This is a genomic window from Paracoccus tegillarcae, assembly GCF_002847305.1.
Classification (GTDB): Bacteria; Pseudomonadota; Alphaproteobacteria; order Rhodobacterales; family Rhodobacteraceae; genus Paracoccus; species Paracoccus tegillarcae.
Genome location: NZ_CP025408.1, coordinates 381,458 through 405,788, shown reverse-complemented (window position 1 = coordinate 405,788; position 24,331 = coordinate 381,458). Strand labels below are relative to the sequence as shown.

Annotated in this window: 25 protein-coding genes; 11 read left to right on the top strand and 14 right to left on the bottom strand. The window is 63.9% G+C overall.

Translation table 11 applies throughout. The features are described from left to right. Positions 1 to 14: 14 nt before the first annotated feature. Entirely contained in the window at positions 15 to 968 is a 954-nt protein-coding gene (locus CUV01_RS02030) for a hydroxymethylglutaryl-CoA lyase (RefSeq protein WP_101459009.1), read from the top strand. After that, positions 961 to 2,175, top strand: coding sequence for a CaiB/BaiF CoA transferase family protein (locus tag CUV01_RS02025; protein ID WP_101459008.1), 1,215 nt, complete (start codon positions 961 to 963; stop codon positions 2,173 to 2,175). The genes CUV01_RS02030 and CUV01_RS02025 overlap by 8 nt, the downstream gene beginning before the upstream one ends. A gap of 83 nt (positions 2,176 to 2,258) precedes the next feature. Here the strand turns inward: CUV01_RS02025 and CUV01_RS02020 are convergent, their stop codons facing one another. From CUV01_RS02020 to CUV01_RS01995, 6 genes are all read right to left on the bottom strand, one after another. Continuing rightward, a complete protein-coding gene (locus CUV01_RS02020) occupies positions 2,259 to 3,260 on the bottom strand; it encodes an ABC transporter ATP-binding protein (RefSeq protein WP_101459007.1) in 1,002 nt (333 codons plus the stop codon). Beyond that, positions 3,257 to 4,294: a Gfo/Idh/MocA family protein gene (locus CUV01_RS02015; RefSeq protein WP_198731865.1), complete on the bottom strand. Its 1,038-nt coding sequence runs from the start codon at positions 4,292 to 4,294 to the stop codon at positions 3,257 to 3,259. The genes CUV01_RS02020 and CUV01_RS02015 overlap by 4 nt, the downstream gene beginning before the upstream one ends. After that, on the bottom strand, positions 4,291 to 5,130 hold the full coding sequence (locus CUV01_RS02010; RefSeq protein WP_101459006.1) for a carbohydrate ABC transporter permease: 840 nt from the start codon (positions 5,128 to 5,130) through the stop codon (positions 4,291 to 4,293). The genes CUV01_RS02015 and CUV01_RS02010 overlap by 4 nt, the downstream gene beginning before the upstream one ends. A 10-nt stretch (positions 5,131 to 5,140) precedes the next feature. Next, positions 5,141 to 6,082, bottom strand: coding sequence for a carbohydrate ABC transporter permease (locus CUV01_RS02005; RefSeq protein ID WP_101459005.1), 942 nt, complete (start codon positions 6,080 to 6,082; stop codon positions 5,141 to 5,143). 158 nt (positions 6,083 to 6,240) lie between these two features. Further along, positions 6,241 to 7,494: an ABC transporter substrate-binding protein gene (locus CUV01_RS02000; protein ID WP_422385859.1), complete on the bottom strand. Its 1,254-nt coding sequence runs from the start codon at positions 7,492 to 7,494 to the stop codon at positions 6,241 to 6,243. Between the two features lie 38 nt (positions 7,495 to 7,532). Next, positions 7,533 to 8,411, bottom strand: coding sequence for an N-acetylmuramic acid 6-phosphate etherase (locus CUV01_RS01995; protein ID WP_101459004.1), 879 nt, complete (start codon positions 8,409 to 8,411; stop codon positions 7,533 to 7,535). A gap of 173 nt (positions 8,412 to 8,584) precedes the next feature. Between CUV01_RS01995 and CUV01_RS01990 the strand changes: the two genes are divergently transcribed. From CUV01_RS01990 to nagA, 3 genes are read left to right on the top strand one after another with little or no spacing between them, the layout of a single operon-like run. Next, positions 8,585 to 9,358, top strand: coding sequence for a GntR family transcriptional regulator (locus CUV01_RS01990; RefSeq protein WP_101459003.1), 774 nt, complete (start codon positions 8,585 to 8,587; stop codon positions 9,356 to 9,358). Continuing rightward, positions 9,355 to 10,380, top strand: coding sequence for an SIS domain-containing protein (locus CUV01_RS01985; protein ID WP_101459002.1), 1,026 nt, complete (start codon positions 9,355 to 9,357; stop codon positions 10,378 to 10,380). Before CUV01_RS01990 ends, CUV01_RS01985 begins: the two co-directional genes overlap by 4 nt. Next, the gene (nagA, locus tag CUV01_RS01980; RefSeq protein WP_101459001.1) at positions 10,380 to 11,522 is read left to right on the top strand and encodes an N-acetylglucosamine-6-phosphate deacetylase; all 1,143 of its coding nucleotides are present in this window, start codon (positions 10,380 to 10,382) and stop codon (positions 11,520 to 11,522) included. The genes CUV01_RS01985 and nagA overlap by 1 nt, the downstream gene beginning before the upstream one ends. A gap of 31 nt (positions 11,523 to 11,553) precedes the next feature. On the opposite strand, the gene CUV01_RS01975 is transcribed toward nagA, so the two are convergent. The 7 genes from CUV01_RS01975 to CUV01_RS01945 form a co-directional block, all read right to left on the bottom strand. Beyond that, on the bottom strand, positions 11,554 to 12,381 hold the full coding sequence (locus CUV01_RS01975) for an alpha/beta fold hydrolase (protein WP_101459000.1): 828 nt from the start codon (positions 12,379 to 12,381) through the stop codon (positions 11,554 to 11,556). Further along, on the bottom strand, positions 12,381 to 13,022 hold the full coding sequence (locus tag CUV01_RS01970; protein ID WP_101458999.1) for a haloacid dehalogenase type II: 642 nt from the start codon (positions 13,020 to 13,022) through the stop codon (positions 12,381 to 12,383). The genes CUV01_RS01975 and CUV01_RS01970 overlap by 1 nt, the downstream gene beginning before the upstream one ends. Beyond that, a complete protein-coding gene (locus tag CUV01_RS01965; protein WP_101458998.1) occupies positions 13,019 to 13,804 on the bottom strand; it encodes an enoyl-ACP reductase FabI in 786 nt (261 codons plus the stop codon). The genes CUV01_RS01970 and CUV01_RS01965 overlap by 4 nt, the downstream gene beginning before the upstream one ends. A gap of 4 nt (positions 13,805 to 13,808) precedes the next feature. Further along, positions 13,809 to 15,038, bottom strand: a complete 1,230-nt coding sequence (gene fabB, locus CUV01_RS01960; protein WP_101458997.1) for a beta-ketoacyl-ACP synthase I — start codon at positions 15,036 to 15,038, stop codon at positions 13,809 to 13,811. A gap of 25 nt (positions 15,039 to 15,063) precedes the next feature. Further along, positions 15,064 to 15,573: a bifunctional 3-hydroxydecanoyl-ACP dehydratase/trans-2-decenoyl-ACP isomerase gene (gene fabA, locus CUV01_RS01955; protein ID WP_101458996.1), complete on the bottom strand. Its 510-nt coding sequence runs from the start codon at positions 15,571 to 15,573 to the stop codon at positions 15,064 to 15,066. 94 nt (positions 15,574 to 15,667) lie between these two features. Beyond that, a complete protein-coding gene (locus CUV01_RS01950) occupies positions 15,668 to 16,474 on the bottom strand; it encodes a glycosyltransferase family 2 protein (protein WP_232962420.1) in 807 nt (268 codons plus the stop codon). A gap of 68 nt (positions 16,475 to 16,542) precedes the next feature. Next, positions 16,543 to 17,232 (bottom strand): hypothetical protein, encoded by a 690-nt coding sequence (locus CUV01_RS01945; protein WP_198731863.1) that lies wholly within the window; start codon positions 17,230 to 17,232, stop codon positions 16,543 to 16,545. 176 nt (positions 17,233 to 17,408) lie between these two features. Between CUV01_RS01945 and infC the strand changes: the two genes are divergently transcribed. The 6 genes from infC to CUV01_RS01915 all read left to right on the top strand — a co-directional run bounded on the left by infC (position 17,409) and on the right by CUV01_RS01915 (position 23,419). Beyond that, on the top strand, positions 17,409 to 17,957 hold the full coding sequence (infC, locus tag CUV01_RS01940; RefSeq protein WP_479684917.1) for a translation initiation factor IF-3: 549 nt from the start codon (positions 17,409 to 17,411) through the stop codon (positions 17,955 to 17,957). 72 nt (positions 17,958 to 18,029) lie between these two features. After that, positions 18,030 to 18,497: a dUTP diphosphatase gene (gene dut / locus CUV01_RS01935; RefSeq protein ID WP_101461797.1), complete on the top strand. Its 468-nt coding sequence runs from the start codon at positions 18,030 to 18,032 to the stop codon at positions 18,495 to 18,497. Next, complete coding sequence (locus CUV01_RS01930; RefSeq protein ID WP_101458994.1) at positions 18,497 to 19,594, top strand: HesA/MoeB/ThiF family protein; 1,098 nt, start codon at positions 18,497 to 18,499, stop codon at positions 19,592 to 19,594. Before dut ends, CUV01_RS01930 begins: the two co-directional genes overlap by 1 nt. 39 nt (positions 19,595 to 19,633) lie before the next feature. Further along, positions 19,634 to 20,323 carry an ArsR/SmtB family transcription factor gene (locus tag CUV01_RS01925; protein WP_101458993.1) on the top strand — a complete coding sequence of 230 codons (690 nt, stop codon included), beginning with the start codon at positions 19,634 to 19,636 and terminating at the stop codon, positions 20,321 to 20,323. 67 nt (positions 20,324 to 20,390) lie between these two features. Beyond that, entirely contained in the window at positions 20,391 to 22,415 is a 2,025-nt protein-coding gene (locus CUV01_RS01920) for a M3 family metallopeptidase (RefSeq protein ID WP_101461796.1), read from the top strand. A gap of 26 nt (positions 22,416 to 22,441) precedes the next feature. After that, on the top strand, positions 22,442 to 23,419 hold the full coding sequence (locus tag CUV01_RS01915; protein WP_101458992.1) for an acyl-CoA desaturase: 978 nt from the start codon (positions 22,442 to 22,444) through the stop codon (positions 23,417 to 23,419). Between the two features lie 2 nt (positions 23,420 to 23,421). Here the strand turns inward: CUV01_RS01915 and CUV01_RS01910 are convergent, their stop codons facing one another. Beyond that, positions 23,422 to 23,913 (bottom strand): SH3 domain-containing protein, encoded by a 492-nt coding sequence (locus CUV01_RS01910; protein ID WP_422385872.1) that lies wholly within the window; start codon positions 23,911 to 23,913, stop codon positions 23,422 to 23,424. Positions 23,914 to 24,331: the final 418 nt, after the last annotated feature.

Sequence of the window (24,331 nt, the reverse complement as noted above, 5' to 3'; positions counted from 1 at the left end):
GTGTGGGGGGCAGGATGACCAGCAAGATACCGGGATTTCCCGCGCGTGCCGTGATCACCGAGGTCGGACCGCGCGACGGGCTGCAATCCGAACCGGTCTTCGTGGCCACGGATGACAAGATCGCACTGGTGCAGTCGCTTTTGGATGCAGGTTTGCGCCGGTTCGAGGTCACCTCTTTCGTCTCGCCCCGCGCCGTGCCCCAGATGCAGGATGCAGCGCAGGTGATGGCGGCGTTCCGTGATCGGCGCGATGCCCATCTGACGGCGCTGGTTCCCAACGCGCGCGGCGCTGCGGCCGCGATCGAGGCGGGGGTGGATGCGATGGTGCTGTTCGCCTCGGCCTCGGAAAGCCACAACCAGAAGAACGTGAACCGCGCGCGCGCCGCGTCGTTTCAGGGATTTGGCGAGATCGCGCAGATGGCCGACGGCACAGGCGTCGCCCTGCAAGGTGCCATCGCGACTGCCTTTGGCTGCCCGTTCGAGGGACCGGTCGCCCTGCAGGCCGTGGTCGATCAGGCACGCGCCTATGCGGATCTGGGGATGCGTCACATCACTCTGGGTGACACCACCGGCATGGCCACCCCCGCCTTGGTGATCGAGCGGGTACAGGCGCTGGCCGCTGCGGTGCCCGATGTCGAAATCGCGCTGCATTTTCACAATACGCGCGGGGTCGGTCTGGCCTGCGCCTATGCCGGGCTGTCGCAGGGCGTACGGCATTACGAGGCCAGCATCGGCGGGCTGGGGGGCTGCCCCTTCGTGCCGCGCGCCACGGGCAATGTGCCGACCGAGGATCTGGTCTATCTGCTGCATGAAAGCGGGGTCGAGACCGGGACCGATCTGGACGCGCTGATCGCCTCTGCCGCGCAGGCCGAGCGGATCATCGGGCGCGAATTGCCGGGGCAGGTGATGAAGGCCGGCCCGCGACTGAAGACCGCATCGATGGACAGTGTAAGGACTGCAAATGGCTGATGAGGCTGCCAAAGGCGCGCTGCACGGGCTGCGTGTGATTGACCTGACGCGTGTGCTGTCGGGGCCGTTCTGCACCATGATCCTGGGCGATCTGGGTGCGGATGTGATCAAGGTCGAGACGCCTAGGGGCGACCCGGTGCGCGGGCAGGGGACGATGACCGACGGGGTCTCGGGCTATTTCGCCGGGTTCAATCGCAACAAGCGATCTGTCGTGCTTGATCTTTACAGCGAGGGTGGCAAGACCGCGCTGCGCCGCCTGCTGTCCGATGCCGATGTGCTGGTCGAGAACTTTCGCCCCGGCACACTGGACAAGCTGGGCCTGTCTGCCGAGGTCCTGCAGGCGCTGAACCCGCGCCTGATCGTTGCCAGCGTCAATGGCTATGGCAGCAGCGGCCCCCATGCCGGTCGTCCGGCCTTTGACTTCATCGCGCAGGCAATGAGTGGTTTCATGGGGGTAAACGGTGCAGCCGATGGCGCGCCCATGCGCGCGGCCCCGCCGATCAGCGATCTGGTGGCCGGGCTATATGCGGCACTGGGGGTGGTGGCTGCCGTTGTCGGGCGACAGCGGACAGGACAGGGCCAGACGGTCGAGGTCGCCATGGTCAACAGCCTTGTCAGCATGATGGCCTATCTGGCATCCGAATATTTCGCCACCGGCAGGGTGCCGCAGCGGACCGGCAACGATCATCCGCTGGTCTACCCCTACGGGTTGTTTGATTGCGCAGACGGCCAGATCGCCGTGGCCAATTCGCATGACGAGATCTTGCGCCGTTTTCTGGACCGGCTGGATCTGGGCTGGATCATGTCGGACCCGCGCTATGAGACCAATGCCGGGCGCATGGCCCGGCGCGAGGAGCTGCGAGAGCTGATCAATTCCCGGATGGCCGGTCAGCCGCGCGCCCACTGGCTGCAGGTGCTGAATGCAGCTGGCGTCCCTTGCGGCGAGGTCAAGGATCTGGCGCAGGTCTTTGCCGACCCGCAAATCGCGGCGCAGGACATGGTGATCGAGGCCGATTGGCAGGATGGCCCGTCGCTGAAAATGCCCGGATTTCCGGTCAAGCTGGGCACCACGCCCTGCACCGTGCACCGGCCCGTGCCACGGCTTGGCGGCCACACGGCTGAAATCCTGGCCGAGGTGGGGTTTGCGCCGGATCAGATCGCGGCGTTGGTGCAGGCTGGTGCGGTCGGGCCGGGCGACGATCCCTGATCGCAACTGCCGGGCCAGGTCAGCCTGCCGACAAAGCGCAGCGGGGCCGATGATCCTGACCCGGGCCGCTGGCCCGATGTGCATCATCCCCGCCGCCGCTGGCCTTCGCTGTCGAACAGCAGTGCGCGCGATGGGTCATAGTTCAGGTCAAGCTGTGAGCCGATGGCGATTTCGTGCTGGCCGAACAGGCGCATGGTCATCGGATCATCACTGCCGATATCGACGAAGACATTGGTGTCACCACCCAGCCTCTCGACATGGCTGACGGTACCTGAAATCGGGCCGCCATCGCTGATCTCAAGATATTCGGGGCGCAGGCCAACTTCGTGGCCTTCGGGGCCGCCAACGCGCGCGGCGTCGATAAAGTTCATTGCCGGCGCGCCCAGGAAGCCTGCGACAAAGCGGTTGTCGGGGTCGTTATACAGCTGCATCGGGCTGCCGACTTGCGCGACGCCACCGCCGTTCAGAACAACGATCTTGTCGGCCAGCGTCATCGCCTCGGTCTGGTCATGGGTGACATAGATCATCGCGCCTTTCAGGGCGCGGTGCAGCCGGGCGATCTCCAGACGTGTGTTGATGCGCAGCGCGGCATCGAGGTTCGACAGCGGCTCGTCGAACAAAAACAGCCGCGGTTGCCGGACGATGGCGCGGCCAATGGCCACACGTTGACGCTGGCCGCCTGACAATTCTGCCGGGCGGCGCGTCAGATAGGGGTCAAGGTTCAGCATCCGCGCCGCCTCGCCGATGCGATCGTCGATCACCTCGCGGGAATGGCCCTCTTGCTTCAGCGCCAGCGCCATATTGCCGTGCACGGTCAGGTGCGGATAGAGCGCGTAGGACTGGAACACCATGGCGATGCCGCGTTTGGCCGGCGGGGTCGCGTTGACCAGATTGCCGCCGATGCGGACCTCGCCCGAGGTCGCATCCTCCAGCCCGGCGATCACCCGCAGCAGCGTGGATTTGCCACAGCCAGAGGGGCCGACGAAGACCACGAATTCGCCCTCATCGACGCTGAGGTCGATATCCTTCAGGACATCGACCGAGCCAAAGGACTTGCAGATTTTATTCAGCGCGAGGGCGGTCATGCGGTTGTCTCCATTAGGTCGACGCTGCGGCCGGTGCGAATGCTTTCATCGGCGGCCAGGCAGACGGCCAGCGACTGCACCGCGTCATTCATGTGTCGGGTGAGGTCCATGTCGCTGATGATCGCGTGCAGGACGTGGGCTTGCTCGGCATCGCAAAGCTGCTGATGACCGGGCTCTTGCGGAAAATCGATATCCTGATCGGCGCCGCCTGTGCGGTGAATGCGTAGTGCGCCGACCTGGGTGTGGCCCTCGACGCTGTCCGAGGCAGGGTGCATTCCCGACAGGATCGAGACCGCGCCATTGGGCGAGATCACGTCTTTCACGAAATGCGCGACCTCGGACATCATCGGGCCCCAGCCAGCCTCGTACCAGCCGATCGAGCCATCGGCGAAGGTCACCTGAAACTGGCCATAATTGTACATCCGCGGCGCGATCTCATCTGTCAGGCGCAGGCCCATGCCGTTGACGCGCACCGGGGCCGCGTCGGTGATCTGGCACATGACGTCGACGTAATGCACGCCGCAATCGACGATGGGCGGGGTGGTTTCCATCAGCGCCTTGTGGGTGTCCCAGCTCTCGCCGGTGGATTGCTGGTTCAGGTTCAGCCGAAAGACATAGGGGCCGCCAAGGTTGCGGGCCTCGGCGATCAGACGCTGCCAACTGGGGTGATGGCGCAGGATATAGCCGACGACCAGCTTGCGATTAAGCCGCATTGCCGCATCGACCACGCGGCGCGCATCGGCGACGGTGGTGGCCAGCGGTTTTTCCACGAATACATGGGCGCCCGCTTCCATCGCGGCGACGGCGTAATCCGCATGGCTGTCGGAATAGGTTGCCACCACGACCAGATCGGGCCGGGTCTCGGTCAGCGCCGTCTGGAAATCGTCAAAGACCGGATAGGCTTGCAGGTCTTTGATATCGGTCGCGCCCGAGCGGTTGACCAGCCCGACGATCTGCGCGTCGGGGTGATGGTGATGGGCCAGTGCGTGGCTGCGCCCCATGTTTCCCAGCCCGGCAATCAGGACGCGGATCATTTCACCGCCCCCGAGGTGATGCCGCGGATCAGCTGGCGCGAGAAGATGACATACAGGACCAGCACCGGCAGGATCGCCAGCGACAGGGCCGACAGAACCGCATTCCAGTCGGTCAGGAACTGGCCGATGAACACCTGGCTGCCCAGTGTCAGGGTCTTGGTGGCCTCGGACGGCGCCAGGATCAGCGGGAACCAAAGATCGTTCCAGATCGGGATCATGTTGAACACGGCAACGGTTGCCATGGCCGGCCGGACGAGCGGCAGAACCAGACGGAAAAAGATCGTATATTCCGACAGCCCGTCGATCCGACCTGCATTCTTGAGGTCATCAGAGACCTGGCGCATGAACTCTGTCAGGATGAACACGGCCAGCGGCAGGCCCTGCGCCGTATAGACCAGGATCAGCGCCCAGAGCGTGTTGACCAGCCCGGTCGCCACCATCATTTCCAGAATGCCGACCGTGCCGATGCGGATCGGGATCATGATGCCAAGCGCCAGATAAAGGCCCATCAGCATATTGCCCCGAAACCTGTATTCCGACAGCGCAAACGACGCCATCGCGCCGAAGAGCAGGATCAGAAACAGCGAACTCACGGTCACGATCATCGAGTTCTGGAAATACAGCAGGAAATCGCCCTGCTGTGTCACCGTCTGATAGCCCACCGCCGAGAAACTGTCGGCCGTGGGCAGGGACAGCGGCTCGGAAAAGATCGCGCGCCGGGTCTTGAAGCTGTTGAGCACGATCACAAAGATCGGAAACAGCGCGATCAGCGTGTAAAAGATCAGCGCGCCGTGCATGGCTGCGGTGCTTAGCGGTTTGTTGCGTATCGTTGTCATGTTTCCGCCCTCACAGCTGATAGCGCCGGATGCGCCGTTGGATTCCGAACAGGTAGAGACAGACGCCGATCAGGATGATCGCAAACATGGCGCTGGCCACAGCGGCCCCCATATGCGGATCGCCCAGTTGCAGTTGGAATCCGAAGAACGTGCGATAAAGAAAGGTGCCCAGAATATCGGTCGAGAAATCAGGCCCGGCCAGCGCGCCTTGCGCCGCGTATATCAGGTCAAAGGCATTGAAGTTGGCGACGAAGGTCAGGATCGAGATGATACCGATCGAGGGCATGATCAACGGCAGCTTGATCTTCCAGAAGGCGGCCATGCCGGTTACGCCGTCGATCTCGCCTGCCTCGATCACCTCGTCGGGGATCGACAACAGCGCAGCGTAGATCAGCATCATCGGAATGCCGACCCATTGCCAGACCGAGATCAGCGACAGCGCGGACAGGGCATATTCCTCTTTGCCCAGCCAGGGTTGATAGAGCCATTTCAGGCCAACGGCCTCGAGCATCCCGGGTGCAATTCCCCAGATCGGCGACAGGATCAGTTTCCAGGCAAAGCCGACGATGACGAAGGACAGGATCGTCGGCAGGAAAATGGCGCTGCGATAAAGCGCCGCAAATCTCAGCCGAGGGTGCGACAGCAGCGCGGCCAGCGCGATGCCAAGCGGGTTCTGGATCAGCATATGGATCGCGAAGAACCAGAAGTTATTGCCAAGCGCGTTCCAGAATTGATCGGACCACAGCGGATCACCAAACAATTCGCGAAAGTTCTGCAGCCCGACGAAAACCCGCTGCTGATCGACCTGATCGTAAAGGGCCAGCCGCAAGGTGTTGAACAGCGGATAGATCATCACCGCCGTGTAGATGAGGACCGCGGGTGCCAGGAAAAGCACGATATGCCATCGGATGCGCGGCTTGTGCTGGGCTGTGCTGTCAGGTGGGTTGTCCATGGTCTTGGCCAAAATCTCGCCTGTTGCGATGCAGCCACGGATCGCCTGCCGACTGTGAAAGTGGCGTGATCCGTCGATCCTGCATCTGCGGGTTTTTCAGGGTGTCCCAGGCGGCTCTTCCGCCTGGGACATGTCAGCAACAGTAGTTCGGGGAGGACTTACTGCTGCTGAGGCTCGTACCAGCTTGCAAGACCGTCCTGCAGACGCTGGCCGATCTCTTCGGGCGTCTCGCTGCCCTTGATCGCGGCGACCGAGGCGCCCCAGGTGTCATTTTCCAGGTTCGGCGTGCCGCGCGACAGGATCTGATAGGTCGAGCGGATGCTGGGTTCACAATCGCCGCGCCAGCTGACGAATTCCTGGGCAAGCGGATCTTCCATCTCGACATCGAAATTCGACAGCGAGAAAAAGCCCGGCAGCGCGTTGGCATAGGTGCCTGCGAATTCTTCCGAGCCGACCCAGTTCAGGAAGGTGCGGGCGGCGTCGGCATTGGGCGAGGCGGCGTTCAGGCCAAGTGCGATATCGGTATGATCCGAGATATAGCAGGTATCGCCTTCGGCCCTGACCGGCGGCGGAAAGGCACCCATTTCAAAATCAGCCTGTTCGTTGAAAATGCTGATTTCCCAGCTGCCCGCCGGATAGATGGCCGCGCGGCCCAGTGTGAACAGGTTCTGACTGTCCGCATAGGTCTGTGCCTCATAGCCATCGCCCAGATAGGGCGCCCATTTGGCCAGCGTGGCATAGGGTTCGACCCATTGCGGATCGGTCAGTTTCTGGCTGCCATCGATCAGCGCCAGCCGGCCTTCCTCGCCCTTCCAATAGGTCGGGCCGATGTTCTGATAACCCATGGTGGCGGCTTCCCACTGGTCGGTCGTGCCCATCGCCATCGGGATATAGGTGCCGTCTTCCTTGATCGCGTCCAGAACGGCAAAGAACTGCTCTTCGGTCGCAGGCGGTTCCAGCCCGAGTTCGTCGAAGGCGGCCTTGTTATAGATAAAACCGTGGATCACGCTGGCCATCGGCACGCAGAACGTCGCCGCGCCGTCATCGGTCTGCCAGGCGGATTTGGCCACGTCCGAGAAATTCGCCATCGCCTCCAGGTCGGTCAGATCGGCCAGCTTGCCGCCATCGAACAGCGCCAGCGACGCATCGAAGGGACGACAGGTGATCAGATCGCCGGCACTGCCCGCCTCGAGTTTCGAGTTCAGCACCGAGTTGTATTCCGGTGGCGCCGAAGGCACGAACTGGACCTTGATGCCGGGGTTTGCAGCCTCGAAAGCGGGGATCAGGGTGTCCTGCCACAGCGCCAGATCGTCAGTGCGCCAGCTTTCGATGGACAGCGTTACGTCCTGCGCCATGGCCGCGCCGGACAAGGCCCCCCATGCCGCCAGAATCGCTGTTGTCGTCTTCATCATCGTCGTCTCTCCTCTGTTGGACCGGCTTGCCGGCTCTCTTAATCGAGCAACCCTTCTAGATGCCCGTGATTGCGTGTGATCGCCATGCGCGCGCCCTCGGCGGAACGCCCGCGTGCGACCAGGATGGCGGTCTTGACCTCGCCCTGTGCAAGTTCCAGTGCGGTCAGCGCCTCGTCGCGCTTTACCTGCGCGACGTTTGAGACGATGTCGGCTGCCCGCTGCACAAGCTTGGCGTTTTCGGCCTGCAGGTTGACCATATAGCCGTCATGAACATGGCCAAGCCGGATGCCGATCAGAACGGCGATTGTATTCAGCGCGATCTTTTGCGCGGTTCCGGCGGCCATGCGCGTCGATCCGGCCAGCACTTCGGGGCCGGTATCCAGATAAATGGCATGGTCGCTGATGCTCAGCAGATCAGAATATTCGACATTGGCGATCCCGATCACCGTGATGCCGCGCTGATGCGCCAGACGTGCGATGGACAGCGTGTAAGGGGTCGTTCCCGAGGCCGAGACGGCGATAATCGTATCGCCCTTGGTCAGCCCGCTGGCGTCCAGATCGGCTTCGGCCAGCGCAACCTGATCCTCGCTCTGCCCCTGCAGCCGCAGCAACGCATCGGGGCCGCCAGCAAAGCAGATGGGCGTCGTTTCGGGTGGAATGCCGAATGTGCCCGCCAGTTCCAGCCGTTCAGCCAGCGCCATCAGGCCCGAGGAACCCGCGCCGGCAAAACCCAGCTTGCCACCGGCGATCAGGCTTGCGGCCGATGCCTCTCCTGCGGCCGCCAATTCCGGCAGCGTCTCGTGCAGCGAAAAGGCCGAAAAGATCTGCGCGCCGATCAGCAGGGCGGCGATGTCCTCGGGCGGCAAGCGATGAAGCCGCGGTCCGGATTCGTGCTGATTCTCGGTCGAATGTGCCATTGATTCCTCTCCACGGCAAGCAATACCAAAAAAATACCAAATGTAAAGCGGTGATCTCAATCAGGCGAAAAATGGCCCACGAATTAAGTGATGGACGCTGCCTTCAAGATTTGGCATTACTTTGGTACTGCCGTTACATGGGCGAGATCTTGGCGCCGGGAGGGTGCGAGCGGATGAGCGACACATTTGACGAACTTGGCGATCTGGAGGCGGATGGGGTCGGCCCGCTGTATCTGCGGCTTTATCGCCATATCGCAGAAGCCATTGCCGGCGGACGTTTGCAGGCAGGCGACACGATTCTGCCCGAACGTGAATTGGCGGCGCGGGCGGGGGTGTCGCGTGTCACCGTGCGCCGCGCCATAGATGAACTGGTGCGTGCGGGCTATCTGGTGCAGCGGCGCGGGTCGGGAACCTTTGTCTCGGCGCCCATCGGTCGGATGGAACAGGCGCTGTCGGTGCTAAGCTCGTTCACCGAGGATATGGCGCGGCGCGGCCAGACGGCTGAAAGCCGTTGGATCTCGCGCAGCATTGCCACTCCGTCGCCCGATGAGATCATGGCACTGGGCCTGCGATCCGAGGATCGGATATCGCGGCTGGAACGGGTGCGCAGTGTCGAGGGGATGCCGCTGGCGATCGAGCGCGCCTCGATCCCCGAATCGCTGCTGCCTGATCCGATGGCGGTCGAGGCGTCGCTGTATGACTGGCTGGCCACAGCCGGCAACCGGCCTGTCAGCGCGGTGCAAAGGATATCGGCCGCGAACGTTTCGCGCACGGATGCGCCGCTGCTGCAGATCCCGGAAGGCGCCGCCGTCTTGCGGATCGAGCGGGTGTCGCATCTGCCCTCGGGCAAGGCCGTCGAATTGACCCGCTCGATCTATCGCGGCGATGCCTATGACTTTGCCGTCGAACTGAAATGGGCGGATTCTGAGGAAAGGACACAGACATGAGCAAGAGCCACATGGCCCGCGAGATCGCGGAAATCCCAGAGGTCGCCGCGCGCTTTCTGACCTCGGCGCGCCCCGCCCTGGCCGGGGTGGGCCGCGCTCTGCGCAACCGAGAGATTGACATCGCCGTGACGCTGGCCCGCGGCTCTTCGGATCATGCGGCGACATTTCTGAAATATGCGATCGAGTTGCAGGCCGGACTGCCCGTTGCCTCGATCGGGCCGTCGGTCTCGTCGATCTATCACAGACCCATGCGCCTGGCGCGCGCGGTCTGCATCGGAATCTCGCAATCCGGCCGCAGTCCTGACATCGTCGATGCGATGAAGGGCGCAGATGCGGGCGGCGCAGAGACCGTGGCGATCACCAATTTCGCCGACAGTCCGATGGCACAGGCTGCCACGCATCGCCTTGCACTGGATGCCGGCGAAGAGAAAAGCGTGGCCGCGACCAAGACCTTTGTGACTTCGGCGTTGGCCGGGCTGGCCATGCTGGCCGAGTGGCAAGAGGACAAGACGTTGTCCGACGCGCTGGCCGCTGTGCCAGAGGCGCTGTCGGGCGCGCTGTCGCAGGATTGGGAACCGCTGATGGCGCGGTTGGCGCGCGCGAATTCAGTATTCGTTCTGGGCCGGGGGCCGTCGGTTGCCATGGCCAATGAGGCCGCGCTGAAGCTAAAGGAAACCAGTGGCTTGCATGCCGAAAGCTATAGCGCCGCAGAGGTTCTGCACGGCCCGGCGGCCATCGTGCGGGCGCATTTTCCGGTGCTGGCACTGGGCATCAAGGATGCCGCCCTGCCACAGCTATCCGCCACGGCAGAACGGCTGGCCGAGCAGGGCGCGGATGTGTTTGTCACCAATGCCGATGTGCCCGGCGTGACGCGCCTGCCATCGGCGCCGCCGCTGCATCCGTTGATTGATCCGTTGCTTGTGATCACCAGTTTCTATCACTGCGTCGAGGGTCTGGCCCGGCGGCGGGGCTTTGATCCCGACACGCCGCCGCATTTGCGCAAGGTGACGGAGACCGTGTGATGCAACGGGTAGTCGTTGGCCGGGCGGTGTTTGATGGCGCGCGGCTGTTGCCGAACGTGGCGCTGGTCATCGAGGACGGGCAAATCGCCGATCTGATCCCGGCAAACCACGCGCCGGCCGACGCACGCAAGCATGATGGCGTCATTGTCCCGGGCCTGATCGACCTTCAGGTGAACGGCGGCGGCGGGATCTGGGTGGGCGCGAACACCACTGCGGGAACGCTCGGGCGGATCTGCGAGACGCATATGACCCTTGGCAGCACCGGCTGCCTGCCCACGCTGATCACGGATAGCCCCGAGATCACGACCAGTGTGCTGGCCGCCGGGGTCGAGGCTGCACGGCGGAAATTGCCGGGTTTCCTTGGCCTGCATATCGAGGGCCCGCATCTCGATCCGCGCCGCAAGGGTGCCCATGACGAGGCGTTGATCCGGCCGATGCAAGACGAGGATCTGGATCGCCTTTGCGCGGCGGCGCGCGCCTTGCCCGCGCTGATGGTGACCCTTGCCCCCGAGGCGGTGCGCCATGACCAGATCGCGGCGCTGGCGCGGGCCGGTGTGATCGTCAGCCTCGGCCACAGCGATTGCAGTCAGGAAGTGGCGCAGGCAGCGATGCATGCAGGCGCGCGCTGCGCCACACATCTGTTCAACGCCATGAGCCAGATCGGCAACCGCGCACCCGGTTTGGCCGGGGCGGTTCTGGCCTCTGACTGCGCGGCGGGGCTGATCGCGGACGGCATCCACGTGCACCCGACAACCATGCGCCTGGCACTGGCCGCGCGCAGGCACGGTATCTTTCTGGTGTCCGACTGCATGGCGCTGGCCGGCACCAATGCACAACAGATCGCGCTGCACGGGCGTATCATCCGGCGCGAAAAGGGTCGGCTGACGCTGATCGATGGCACCCTGGCTGGTGCCGATCTGACCTTGCCCGGCGCCGTTCGTGTCCTGATCGAACAGGTAGGCATCCCGGCTGAACGCGCGTTGGCGATGGCCAGTTCGATCCCCGCAGATGTGATCGGGCTGGGTGCCACCCATGGCCGGATCGCGCCCGGACGCAGCGCCGATCTGCTGTTGCTCAGCCCGGATTATCATCCCGTATCGGTCTGCCGTGGCGGCGAGTGGTTCAAGGCGCGCGAGCGCTAGAGCCGCGCCGCCGACAACCACAGGCGTGACATCAGGGTCCGTTCATCGACCCCAGCCACGCCTTGATGACCGCGAGGCTTTCGGGTTCGTCAAGCCATGGCACATGGGCGCGGTCTGGCACCTCGGTATAGTTGCCATCGGGGCGACGGTTTTTCATCTCTTGGTACATCTCATGCGACAGCAGGTCGGAATTCGCGCCACGGATCAACGCGACGGGAAAGCCTGCCGTGGCCTGCCAGAGCGGCCAGAGATCCGGCACTTCGCCCTCGAAGGCTGCCAGAAAGGCTTCGCGCAGGGCCGCGTCATAGCGGATTTGCAATCCGTCATCGGTCAGCGCGTAGAATTTCTGCGCATCCGACAGCCAGCGCCCCTCAGGGACATTCGCAAAGCCGGGGTTCAATTCGGCCATGCGCGCGGCGAGAGCCTCGTAATCGCGCGCCGACGGGTTGCGCCCGACATAATCCTTGATGCGGTCCAGCCCGTCTTTTTCGATCACCGGACCGACATCGTTCAGGCAAAGGCCCAGCAGTCGATCATGGGCAACGGCGGCAAGCAGCAAGCCGATCAACCCGCCGCGCGAGGTGCCCAGAACGGCGGCCTTGTCGATGCCCAGATGGTCCAGCAGGGCCAGCGCGTCCTTGCCCTCTTGCGGGACGGTATAGGTCGCGGCACCTGTGAAATCGGACTGGCCGCGCCCCCGGTAATCCATGCGGATCAGGCGGACATCGGTAAGATGCGGGGCCAGATAGTCGAAATCTGCCATATTGCGGGTCAGCCCGGCAAGGCACAGCACCGGCAGGCCGGTTCCGTGATCGGAATAGGCGATGCGGGCACCGTCTTCGGTGGTGAAATGGGGCATTACAGCAATCCTGTCAGGTCGTTTAGGATCCGGGCCGGGCCGTGGGGCAGGCGCTCTGTGGGCTGGCCCGCGCGGTTGACCCATGCGGTGTCAAAGCCGAAGCGGCTGGCGCCATAGATGTCCCACCCGTTGGACGACACGAATGTGATATCGCCCGGCGCGCAGTCGAAATGCTTGGTGACGATCTGGTAGGCCTCGTCACTGGGTTTGAAGCGGCCTGCGGTCTCCACCGACAGCAGCGCGTCCAGATGCGAGGCAAGGCCGGCGCTGCCGGCCGCGTCCGCCAGCATCTGCGGCGAGCCGTTGGAAAAGATCGCCGTCTGGCCGCGCTCGCGCAAAGCCGCCAGCACCTCGCGCGCCTCGGGATAGGCGGGCAGGCTGCGATAAAGGTCCAGCAGGCGGGTGCTGTCGGCCAGCCCGTGACGTTCGGCGGCCCAATCAAGCGCGTCGGAGGTGACCTGCCAGAAATCGGTGTGATCGCCGGTGACACAGCGCATCCACGAATATTCCAGCTGCTTTTTGCGCCAATCGGCGGACAGGGCGGGCCAGATGTCTTTCAGCGCGGGGTCGTCCCTTGCGGCCTCTCGCGCCGCGCCGTCCACGTCGAACAGCGTGCCATAGGCGTCAAAAACCCAGATCATATGTTTTCCGATTGCGGCATGCCCAGGACGTGATAGCCGCCATCGACCATCACGATCTCGCCCGTGGTGCTGGCGCCCCAATCGCTGGTCAGCCAGACGGCTGTGCCGCCGATGGACTCTAGCGTGGCATTGCCAAGGGGGGCGTTTTCCTGCGTGTGACGAAAGGTCTTGCGCGCGCCGCCGATGGCCGCACCGGCCAGCGTTTTCATCGGGCCGGGCGAGATGGCGTTGACGCGGATGCCGTCTTTACCAAGGTCATTGGCCATATAGCGCACGGTCGATTCCAGCGCCGCCTTGGCCACGCCCATGACGTTGTAGAACGGCGTGACCCGGTTCGACCCGCCATAGGTCAGGGTGATGATCGACGATCCCGGTGCCATCATCGGGTGGGCGCGCCGCGCGACCTCGATCAGGGAATAGCAGCTGATTTCCAGCGAGTGTTTGAAATTGGACCGGCTGGTATTGATGAAACGGCCGGTCAATTCGTCCTTGTTGGAAAAGGCGATGGCATGGACCAGAAAGTCCAGCTTGCCCCAACGGTCATTGATGGCCGCGAAAGCCGCGTCCAGCGATGCATCATCGGTCACATCGACATCGACCAGAAAATCGGACCCGACGCTGGCGGCCAGCGGCTCGACCCGCTTGCCGAACGCCTCGCCCTGATAGGCAAAGGCCAGTTCCGCGCCCTGATCGGCCAGAGCTCTTGCGATGCCCCAGGCGATGGAACGGTCATTCGCGACCCCCATCACAAGGCCGCGTTTTCCGTTCAGCAATTCGCCCATGTATTCAATCCCGGTATTTCGACATGATCAGCGTGGCGTTGGTGCCACCGAAGCCAAAACTGTTCGACATGATCGTATCCAGCCCGGCATCATCAACACGGGTGGTCACGATTTCCTCGGGCTTCAGTTCCGGGTCCAGCGTGCCGACATTGATCGAAGGGGCAATGAAATCGCCCTGCATCATCAACAGTGAATAGATGGCCTCGTGAACGCCGGTCGCGCCAAGCGAATGGCCGGTCATCGACTTGGTCGAGCCGATCACAGGTGTGCTGCCCTCGCCAAAGATGCGGCGCACGGCCTTGACCTCGCCGATATCACCCACCGGGGTCGAGGTGCCGTGGGCATTGATATAACTGATCTTGCGATCGTCCGGCACGGTGGCCATGGCCACCCGCATCGACCGTTCGCCGCCTTCGCCCGAGGGGGCCACCATGTCATAGCCGTCGCTGGTGGCGCCGTAGCCGGTGACTTCGGCATAGATCCTGGCGCCGCGCGCCAGCGCGTGCTCCAGTTCCTCCAGCACGACGACACCGCCGCCGCCTGCGATGACGAAACCGTCGCGGCTGGCGTCATAGGGGCGGGATGCGGTTTCGGGCGTGTCGTTATACTTGGACGACATCGCACCCATGGCGTCGAACAGGCAGGACAGGGTCCAGTCCAGTTCCTCGCCGCCGCCGGCAAAGACGATATCCTGCTTGCCCATCTGGATCTGTTCGACGCCATTGCCGATGCAATGCGCGCTGGTCGAACAGGCCGAGGTGATCGAATAGTTCACGCCCTTGATCTTGAAAGGCGTCGCCAGACAGGCCGAGTTCGTCGAGGACATGCAGCGCGTCACCATGAACGGCCCCATGCGCTTGGGTGCGCCCTTTTCGATGACGATCTGATGCGCCTCGAAGAAATTCGACGTGGACGGCCCGCCCGATCCCATGATCAGCCCCGAGCGCGGGTTCGAGACATCGCTTTCCTCAAGCCCGCTATCCTTGATCGCCTGTTCCATGGCGATGAAGTTATAGGCGGCGCCGGGGCCCATAAAGCGCAGGTTGCGTTTGTCGATATGCTCGGTCAGGTCGATCTGCGGCATGCCGTGGACCTGGCTGCGAAAGCCGTGCTCGGCATATTCCGGCGCGGCGACGATGCCGGATTTGCCGGCCTTCAAACTTGCGGTGACTTCTTCGGCAGTGTTGCCGATGGGCGAGACGATTCCCAGCCCGGTAATGACGACGCGGCGCATAGGCACCCCTTTCATTCGGTTCAGATCAGCTTTCGGAAAGCGCGACCTTCATGTCCTTGACCAGATAAATGGTTTCGCCATCGGCCTCGACCCGGCCATCGGCGACACCCATGGTCAGGCGGCGCGTTTGCACGGCCTTGGTGAAATCAACGGTATAGCGCAGCATCTTGCGGTCGGGGCGGACCATGCCGGTCAGCTTGACCTCTCCGACGCCCAGGGCATAGCCGCGCCCCTGCCAGCCGCGCCAGCCCAGATTGAAGCCGGTCAACTGCCACAACCCGTCCAGTCCCAGACAGCCGGGCATGATCGGGTTGCCGGGGAAATGACACTCGAAAAACCACAGCTCGGGTTTGATGTCGAATTCCGCGACCACGTGGCCCTTGCCATGCGCGCCGCCATCTTCGGACACTTCGGTGATGCGATCCATCATCAGCATCGGCGGTTCGGGCAGTTGCGCATTGCCCGGGCCGAACAGCTCGCCGCGGGCGCAGGCCAGCAGGTCATCATGGTCAAAGCTGGTCTGGTTCATGGCCATATGGTTGTCTTTCCTGGGATCGTGGGAAACGCAGAACTTGTCGTTCCGTCTAGCACCCGTGGTCAAGCCCGTGCAAGTGCGCTGCCATCCGGCCTCAGAACCACTGACCCGGCTCCATCAGGCCCAGATCCAGCAATTGCTGCCCGTTCCAGTCGAACCGGGTCGAGTTGCGCCAGGTGAAGCCACTGATCTGGTCGCGTGACATGGGATTGCGCGCCAGCGCCTTGGCCGCCCGAAACGAGGCCATCACGCAGGTCAGGTTATGGTGCCACGGGCAGGCATAGGTGTTGTATTCCGGGTCGTTAAAACGGTGATCGGCGGTCAGGCGCAGCCCCTTGCGCGCCCGAAACAGCGCGATCCGGTCGATCCGGCGGCGATCCGCGGGGACGTGCTCTTCCATGCGCCAGCGCAGGCCCCCGTGAAAATCGAGCTGACGTTCCTCATAGCCCGAGCCATCGGCGGTCTTGCGGCCAAGCGCATAATAGCCGGTGCGATCGAACATCGCGTTGTCCAGACTGACCGCATCGGGATGGGTCGACAGATCCGGCGCATAGAGATCGATCACATAGGCCAGCATCGCATCGCGCCGTTCCTCGGCGTGAAAGGTCAGCATTTCGCCTACGCTGCGCGTTTCGCAGAAAGGATAGAACAGGAATTCGGCGTTAAAGCCGTAATGCAGCCAGGTGCCCTCGGGCACGGCGTTGATCAGGGCATTGACGGCGGGCACATGCGCGTCGGGGCGTCGGGTGTCGTGGATCAGGTTGGTCACACGGCCCGTGGCGGTGATGTTATCGGGCAGATCCAGCGGTTCCGGCGACAGCGCCAGGATGTGCCGAAAGCCGCGTGACAGATGGCTGCGCAGGGTGGCCGGAACCTCGATTTCGTCTTCGCAGAGCACCATCGCGACGGGCCCTCGCAGCAATGCTGCAGGCCGCGAGAACAGAAAGCTCTTTAGCGACGCCGCCTGGGTCACTGCATGACAGCCTTGACCTGCGCCAGTGCCGAGCGCAGCAATTCAGGGTTGGAACTGGCGCTTTCGACCAGCCTTTTGAGCGTTGCTTTCTGTGCATCGCTCATGGCTGAGTCGTCGATCAACTGGTTGACCCTGTCAGCCTCGAACCCTTCGGGCGTCAGCAGCGTCTCTATCTCGCTGACAACGGCGGTCGCATCGGCGGCCTGTTCGGTTGCGCCGGCCGCATCGCGCGCGGCATCTGCGGCTGTCTCAGCGGCGGCATCTGCCTGGGCCTCGCCGGTTGCATCTGTCGCCTCAGCCGCCGCGTCGGCGGCGCGGCCCGCGGCCTCAAGGGCGGCCTCGGCGGCGACTTCGGCCTCGGTGGCGGCCTCGTTTGCCGGTGCGACCCCGGCCTCGTCTGCGGCGCGCGTCGCCTCGACGGCGGCATCGGTGGCGGTGGCGGCTGCGTCTGCGGCCGCATCGGCGGCGGCTTCGGCCTCTTCAACGGCGGTATCGCTTGGCGCGGCCTCTGCATCAGCGGCAATCGCTTCGGTTTCTTCAGCCGTTTCCTCGGCGATTTCGGCAGAGCGGTCGACGGCTGCCGGGGTTTCTTCTGCTGCCGGATCCGGCGGCACATCGCGGCCCAGCCAGACGCTGCCTGCATAAACTGCGGCGAGAATCACGATAACGATAAGGGCAAGGCGCATGCTGGGCTCTCTGGTCTGCTGGGGCTTGGATTATTCTATGACACACCGCCTGCTGCCATAAAAGGCGCGCTTTGTTGCCCGAAAGTATCGAATTGCGCGCCATAGGCAATCAAATCCGGTTGAATCACACCGCCGTCCCGCCTATTTTCTGTTAACTCAAGCACCACAATCAAAGGATTTACGCCATAGCCCGCAGACCGCATAACGCGCCGCCCACCCGTGACACTGGTCCCCGCGTCAATGAACGCATCCGTGTCGCAGAAATTCGCCTTATTGGCGCTGACGGAGAGAATGTAGGCGTTGTGACGCCCGCCGTCGGGCTTCAACTGGCGGAAGAGGCCGGGCTTGACCTGGTCGAGATTTCGCCCAATGCCACACCGCCTGTGTGCAAGGTGATGGACCTCGGCAAGTTCAAATACGAACAGCAGAAACGCGAGGCCGAGGCCCGCAAGAAGCAGAAGATCATCGACATCAAAGAGGTCAAGTTTCGTCCCGGTACGGATACGCATGACTATGACGTCAAGATGCGCAATGTGATGAAATTCCTGGAGGGCGGCGACAAGGTCAAGGTGACCCTGCGCTTTCGCGGCCGCGAGATGGCCCACCAGGATCTGGGTCTGGATTTGCTGAACCGGGTTCGCGACGATGTCGGTGAAACCGGCAAGGTCGAGGCCATGCCCAAGCTGGAAGGCCGTCAGATGGTGATGATGATCGCACCGCGCTGATCCATCACCGCTGCAAATCGAGGGCCGCGCCGGTTATTGCCGCGCGGCCTTTTTCATGGGATGACCTTGCCCATGTCAAAGACCGAACCGCCCGTTATTGCGATTGCCCGGACCGCGGATGCCGATCCGGCGCTGCCCTTGCCCGAATATGCCAGCAGCGGTGCTGCCGGCGCCGATCTGCGCGCCGATCTGGCGGGCGGCTCGGTTGATCTGGCACCCGGTGCGCGGGCGCTGATCCCCACGGGGCTGACGCTGGCGATCCCGGCAGGCTGGGAGGTGCAGGTCAGGCCGCGCTCCGGTCTGGCGCTGAAACATGGGGTGACGGTGCTCAACAGCCCCGGCACGATCGACAGTGACTATCGCGGTCCGCTTGGGGTGATTCTGATCAACCTGGGTGAGGCCCCGTTTCGCATCGCGCATGGCGAACGTATTGCGCAGATGATCGTTGCCGCCGCGCCGCAGGCCCGGTTGCGGCTGGTCGATACGCTGGATCAGACTGCGCGCGGGACGGGCGGCTTTGGGTCGACGGGTACAGGCTGATGCTGATCTGGTGGCTGATGATCGGTTTTGCCTTTGCGGCTTTCGTGGTCAAGGTGCCGGCGCGCCCGCTGTTTCTGGCCGCACTTGCCATCTGGCTGGGGTTTCTCGCCATTCATCTGGTCGCGCCGGACAGTCCGGCTGCAAGGATCGTGGGCGGCAGCTTTGCTGGCTGGCTGGTCGCGGGCGCGCTGCTGGCGCTGAGCTGGGGCTATCGCATCTGGGTGCGGCGCCTCAGAACGCGCGCAACCGGCGATCGAGCAGCCACTGCCGATCAGCCCGCGCCGGTCCGGGCCATGGTGCAGCCGGAACCGGATCCTGTCACGCCGGATCCGGCGGATGCGCCGATGTCTGGCGACGAACTTGACCGCTATGCCCGCCATATCGTCCTGCGCGAGATTGGCGGGGCCGGGCAGATGCGACTGCGTCGTGCCAATGTGCTGCTGATTGGTGCCGGTGGGCTGGGCGCGCCCGCTGCGCTGTATCTGGCGGCGGCCGGGGTGGGCCGGATCACCATCGCCGATGACGACCGGGTCAGCTTGTCAAACCTGCAGCGACAGGTGATCTTTCGCACCAATCAAACCGGGCGTCAAAAGGCCGAGGCGGCCGCCGTCGCCATGCGCGACCTGAACCACTATGTTACGGTCACGCCCCTCAATCGCTGGATCACGCAGGCCGATGCGGATCTGATTGCCAGCCATGATCTGGTGCTGGACGGCACCGACAGTTTCAAAGCCCGCGCCGCGATCAATGCGGCCTGCGTTGAGGCCAAGGTGCCGCTGATCGCCGGGTCCATCGCGCAATGGGAGGGTCAGGTCACGCTGTATGATCCGGCCTATAGCGGCCCCTGCATGGCCTGTGTTTTTCCGCAGGCGCCCGCTGACGGGCTTGCACCAGCCTGTGCCGAGGCCGGCGTCGTCGGTGCATTGCCCGGTGTGATCGGCAGCCTGATGGCGCTGGAGGCGATCAAGCATCTGACGGGCGCGGGGCAGGGTTTGCGCGGCCGGATGCTGATTTTTGACGGGCTTTACGGCGAAACCCGGACGATTACGACCAGCGTGCAGCGCGATTGTCCGGTCTGTGGCGGTCGCGGCTATTGATCCTTGCGCTGCGGCGAATTGTTTGGTTAGCATCGAACCATGAAAGACGGACCTGACATCGCCCGCATCGCCGCCCTGATCGGTGATCCCGCCCGTGCCAACATGCTGACCGCCCTGATGAGCGGCAAGGCCCTGACGGCCACGGAACTGGCGGGCGAGGCGGGTGTGACCCCGGCTACCGCCAGCACGCATCTGGCCAAGCTGGAGCAGGGCGGCTTGCTGGTGATCAAAAAGCAGGGGCGGCACCGCTATGCCGCGTTGGCCGGGCCTGAGGTTGCCAATGTGCTGGAGGTGCTGATGGGTCTGGCCGCCGGGGCCGGCCATCTGCGCGCGCGCACCGGGCCACGCGACGCGGCGCTGCGCAAGGCGCGGGTCTGCTATAACCATCTGGCCGGTGATCTGGGTACGCAGCTGTTTGATGCGCTGCTTGCCGGTGACCTGCTGCGACGCAACGGCGATCAGCCTGTGTTGACCCCTGATGGCGAAACCCTTCTGCGCGAGTTCGGTATCGACCTGGTCAGCCTGTCGCAAACCCGCGCGCCGCTGTGCCGTGAATGTCTGGATTGGAGCGAACGTCGCGCCCATCTGGCCGGCAGCATCGGTCGCGCGCTATTGAGCCGGATCGAAGAACTGGGCTGGGCACGGCGTCAAAAGGACAGCCGTGTGATCCGATTTTCGCCAGAGGGCGAACGGGCCTTTCGCGCGCGATTCGGCCTGTCAGCCGCGTAACGCGCGCCTGCTCTGGCATATCGTCCCGCGCTGACATAGCGTGGCGGCGATCAACAAGAGGCCCGCGATGAACCCCGAACTGACCAACTGGACCGGCCCGCATGGGCTGCCGCGTTTCGACCTGATCGAGGATGCGGATTTCGCCCCGGTGATCGACGCTGAACTGATCCGTGCCGAGGCTGCCATCGAGGCGATCGCCGCCAATCCCGCGCCTGCGGATTTCGCCAATACGGTCGCGGCGCTGGAAACCGCCGAAGAGCCGCTGGAACGCGCGATTTCGGTTTTCTACACGCTGGCCTCGGTGGCGTCGAACCCGCAACGGCAGGCGCTGGAACGCGATCTGGCCCCGCGACTGGCCGCCTATGGCAACAAGGTGATGATGGACCCGCGCCTGTTCCAGCGGGTGCAGACCGTGGCCAGCGACAACGCAGATCTGCCCGCACAGGACCAACGCATCACCGAATTGCAACTGCGCGCCCGTCGCAGAGCCGGTGCCGGGCTTGCCCCTGATGATCGTGCGCGACTGGCCCAGATCAACGAGCGGCTGGCCTCGTTGACCACCCAGTTTTCGCAGAATGTACTGGCCGATGAGCGCGACTTTGTGATGGCCATTCCCGACGACCGACTGGCAGGTCTGCCCGATTGGCTGCGCGGCGCGATGCAGGCTGCGTCGCGCGAACGCGACACGACCGGGCATGTGATCACGTTGAGCCGTTCGCTGATCGTGCCGTTTCTTGAACTGGCAGACGACCGCGCCCTGCGCGAGGTGGCGCAAAAGGCCTGGGCCGCGCGCGGATCGGGTGAGGGCGCGGGCGGTGCCGAGACAGACAACCGGCCCATCGTCACCGAGATCCTGGCATTGCGTCACGAAAAGGCGCGGCTGCTGGATTATGATGATTTTGCCTCTTTCCGGCTGGAACCGGAAATGGCGCGCGATGCCAGCCGTGTCGAGGATCTGTTGATGCAGGTCTGGCAGCCGGCGCTGGCACGCGCACGTCAGGACGAGACCGCGCTGACCCGGATGCTGCGCGAGGACGGCGGCAATGGTGCGCTGGAGGCATGGGACTGGCGCTATTACGCCGCCCGGCGCAAGCGCGAGCAGCATGAGTTCGACCCCGACGACCTGAAACCCTACCTGACGCTGGATGCCATGATTGGCGCGGTGTTTGACAGCGCCAAGCGCCTGTTTGGACTGGACGTCGAGCCTTTCGAGGCGCCGCTATGGGCGCCCGAGGCGCGGGCCTGGCAGATCACCCGCGACGGCAAGCTGATGGCGATCTTTCTGGGCGATTATTTCGCGCGTCCGGGCAAGCGGTCGGGGGCCTGGTGCTCGAACCTTCAACCCCAGCACAAGATCGGTGCGGGGCAGCGCCCGATCGTGGTCAATGTGTGCAATTTCACCCCACCCGACACGCCGGGCGCGCCGGCCTTTTTGTCATGGGATGATGCAGGCACGCTGTTTCATGAATTCGGCCATGCGTTGCATCACATCCTGTCCGATGTCGAATGGCCTTCGATCGCGGGAACCTCGGTCGCGCTGGATTTCGTGGAATTGCCCAGCCAGCTTTACGAGCATTGGCTCGAGCAGCCACAGGTACTGAAAGAGCATGCGCGGCATTTCGAAACCGGCGAGCCTTTGCCACAGGCGCTGCTGGACAGGCTGCTGGCCTCGGACAAGGCGGATGCGGGGTTCTCGACCGTCGAATATCTGGAATCGGCACTGGTCGATCTGGCGCTGCATCGCGGCGAGGCACCGGCCGACCCGGCGGCGCGCAAGGCTGATCTGCTGGCCCGGCTGGACGCCCCGACAGCGATTCCGCTGCGCCATGACACGCCGCATTTCGGCCATGTCTTTTCCGGCAGCCACTACGCCAGCGGCTATTACAGCTATCTGTGGTCCGAGGTGATGGATGCCGATGCGTTCGAGGCATTCCGTGAAACCGGCGACGTCTTTGATCGCGCCACGGCGCAGCGGCTGGAAGATGAGATCCTGTCGCGCGGCGGTTCGGCGCAGGCCGATGAGTTGTGGCTGGCCTTTCGCGAACGGATGCCCGGCGTCGGGCCATTGTTGAAAGGGCGCGGCCTGGCCTAGCGCCCCGGTGCACGCGGGAGAAAGCGATGACATCCGCCGGTCGACCGACAGACAGCTTCAGCCAGGATCACCGCCCGGTGCTGCGGGCGACAGGCCGGGTGGTGCCGCTGCCGGACACATCGGCAACCGACGGGCGGATCGTATTGGCGCCAGCCAAGGCGGCGTGGCTTGCCGCGCATGGGTTGGGCGGGCTGGCGGCCATTCTGTTCTTTCCTCAATGGTCCGCGCTGGCGGTCTTTGTGCTGCTGACGGGGGGCACGATTTGCGCGGGCCACTCGGTCGGGATGCATCGGTTGCTGATCCACCGCAGTTTTCGCGCCCCCCGCCCGGTGGAATATCTGCTGGTCTGGCTGGGCGTTCTGGTCGGGATGGCCGGCCCTTTCGGCATGGTGCGCGCCCATGACATGCGCGACTGGCATCAGCGGCAGGCGGTTTGCCCGCCCCATCCTTCGCATGATGCGGGCTTCTGGCGCGATGCCTGGTGGCAATTGTGCTGCGAGTTTCGGCTGACCCATCCGCCACGGTTGAATTACGGGCCAGAGCTGGAAAACAGCGGCTTTTACAGGATCGTCGAGCGCAGCTGGATGGCGCAGCAACTGATCGTTGCCGTTCCCCTCTATCTGCTGGGGGGATGGGCTTTTGTTCTGTGGGGCGTCTGCTTGCGTGTGTTTGTGTCGCTGGTCGGGCATTGGGCGGTGGGGCATTACGCGCATCGCCGGGGCGAACAGATCTGGCCTGCGCCGCAGATGTCGGTCCAGGGTTATAACCTGAAGGGGCTGGGGCTGATTACCTTTGGCGAGAACTGGCACGCCAACCACCACGCCTTTCCCGATTCCGCGCGCCTTGGGCTGGGGCCGGGTCAGTTCGATCCGGGCTTTGTCTTTGTGCGCCTGCTGGAAAGGCTGGGTCTGGCCCGCGATATCAAGCTGCCTGAGGATGAGGCGCTGGCGATGACGCCGCCGTCGCCCGCCCCATCAGCGGTCGCAATGCAGAGGTCGGGTTGATCCTATTCCCTGATCTCGCCCGCATCGACGCCCCAGATCACCGGCTTGGGGACCCAGCCACGTTCCCCTCCGCCCGAAACACGGCACCAGTCGACGATGCACTCGCCCAGGCGGACGATGGCGCCGGCCTCGGCGCGGGCAACCACGTCCGAATCGGGTGTGGGCTTGGCGCGCAGTTCGGCCATATCCTCTTGCACAATGGCGGTGCGCACGCCTGACAGCAGGGCATAATGCACCCAGCCACCGGCACCGTCCTTGTCCTCGACCCGGCGCCAATGGCCAAACTCTGCCACCACGCGCAGGGGCATCCCGGCATGGCGGAACACCCAGTCAATGCGGTGGGACAGGCTGGGGCCGCGCCTTGCGTTGCCCTCGTTGCCTTTCAGGCTGACATAGCGGGGCAGCGGCAAATTCGTGACCGGTCCGCGATTCGGATCGCGGCCTTCGGGATTGCGGCTGATCGAAGCATCGGCACTGGGGGCCTGACTTAGCACCACCACGCCGCCGCCTGCGGGAACGGGCAAGCCGCGGGTGCCGTTGTCGGGCCCGCCCGTCGAAACCACCGTCACACCCGGCGGGATCACGATATCCGCGTCATTTGCCTGTGCTGCTGCCTTGGCGGGTGCAAACGCGCCCCACGCCGCAAATCCTGCCGCCGCGACCAGGGTTGCCCATCGCCCCGCCCGCGCCGTCTTGTCCGTCAGACCTGCCGAAGTCTTCATCTTCCGCCCATTCCTGCCTATGCCGACGGTTCCGCGTTCAGCCCCTGACGCGCGGTCCATCGCCTGTTATGCCTCATCCCCGGATCACCGATGGCGTTTGCGCCACGATAACTCGGCCACAGGGGTCTTGTGCCGGCCCCTCAACGCGGGCAGTTTGCCAAAAGCGGCTGCGCAATAATAGTGCGCAGCA

Excerpts from the sequence above, each read along its gene's own strand:
- CUV01_RS01970 (WP_101458999.1), bottom strand. The coding sequence starts at position 13,022 with ATGATCTGGGTTTTTGACGCCTATGGCACGCTGTTCGACGTGGACGGC.
- dut (WP_101461797.1), top strand. The coding sequence starts at position 18,030 with ATGTCAAAGACCGAACCGCCCGTTATTGCGATTGCCCGGACCGCGGAT.
- CUV01_RS01925 (WP_101458993.1), top strand. The coding sequence starts at position 19,634 with ATGAAAGACGGACCTGACATCGCCCGCATCGCCGCCCTGATCGGTGAT.
- CUV01_RS01975 (WP_101459000.1), bottom strand. The coding sequence starts at position 12,381 with ATGCCCCATTTCACCACCGAAGACGGTGCCCGCATCGCCTATTCCGAT.
- CUV01_RS01965 (WP_101458998.1), bottom strand. The coding sequence starts at position 13,804 with ATGGGCGAATTGCTGAACGGAAAACGCGGCCTTGTGATGGGGGTCGCG.
- CUV01_RS01920 (WP_101461796.1), top strand. The coding sequence starts at position 20,391 with ATGAACCCCGAACTGACCAACTGGACCGGCCCGCATGGGCTGCCGCGT.
- nagA (WP_101459001.1), top strand. The coding sequence starts at position 10,380 with ATGCAACGGGTAGTCGTTGGCCGGGCGGTGTTTGATGGCGCGCGGCTG.
- fabB (WP_101458997.1), bottom strand. The coding sequence starts at position 15,038 with ATGCGCCGCGTCGTCATTACCGGGCTGGGAATCGTCTCGCCCATCGGC.
- CUV01_RS01915 (WP_101458992.1), top strand. The coding sequence starts at position 22,442 with ATGACATCCGCCGGTCGACCGACAGACAGCTTCAGCCAGGATCACCGC.
- CUV01_RS01985 (WP_101459002.1), top strand. The coding sequence starts at position 9,355 with ATGAGCAAGAGCCACATGGCCCGCGAGATCGCGGAAATCCCAGAGGTC.
- CUV01_RS02000 (WP_422385859.1), bottom strand. The coding sequence starts at position 7,494 with ATGATGAAGACGACAACAGCGATTCTGGCGGCATGGGGGGCCTTGTCC.
- CUV01_RS01950 (WP_232962420.1), bottom strand. The coding sequence starts at position 16,474 with ATGGTGCTCTGCGAAGACGAAATCGAGGTTCCGGCCACCCTGCGCAGC.
- CUV01_RS02010 (WP_101459006.1), bottom strand. The coding sequence starts at position 5,130 with ATGACAACGATACGCAACAAACCGCTAAGCACCGCAGCCATGCACGGC.
- CUV01_RS02005 (WP_101459005.1), bottom strand. The coding sequence starts at position 6,082 with ATGGACAACCCACCTGACAGCACAGCCCAGCACAAGCCGCGCATCCGA.
- CUV01_RS02020 (WP_101459007.1), bottom strand. The coding sequence starts at position 3,260 with ATGACCGCCCTCGCGCTGAATAAAATCTGCAAGTCCTTTGGCTCGGTC.
- CUV01_RS02015 (WP_198731865.1), bottom strand. The coding sequence starts at position 4,294 with ATGATCCGCGTCCTGATTGCCGGGCTGGGAAACATGGGGCGCAGCCAC.
- CUV01_RS02030 (WP_101459009.1), top strand. The coding sequence starts at position 15 with ATGACCAGCAAGATACCGGGATTTCCCGCGCGTGCCGTGATCACCGAG.
- CUV01_RS01945 (WP_198731863.1), bottom strand. The coding sequence starts at position 17,232 with ATGCGCCTTGCCCTTATCGTTATCGTGATTCTCGCCGCAGTTTATGCA.
- CUV01_RS02025 (WP_101459008.1), top strand. The coding sequence starts at position 961 with ATGGCTGATGAGGCTGCCAAAGGCGCGCTGCACGGGCTGCGTGTGATT.
- CUV01_RS01930 (WP_101458994.1), top strand. The coding sequence starts at position 18,497 with ATGCTGATCTGGTGGCTGATGATCGGTTTTGCCTTTGCGGCTTTCGTG.
- CUV01_RS01995 (WP_101459004.1), bottom strand. The coding sequence starts at position 8,411 with ATGGCACATTCGACCGAGAATCAGCACGAATCCGGACCGCGGCTTCAT.
- fabA (WP_101458996.1), bottom strand. The coding sequence starts at position 15,573 with ATGGCCATGAACCAGACCAGCTTTGACCATGATGACCTGCTGGCCTGC.
- CUV01_RS01990 (WP_101459003.1), top strand. The coding sequence starts at position 8,585 with ATGAGCGACACATTTGACGAACTTGGCGATCTGGAGGCGGATGGGGTC.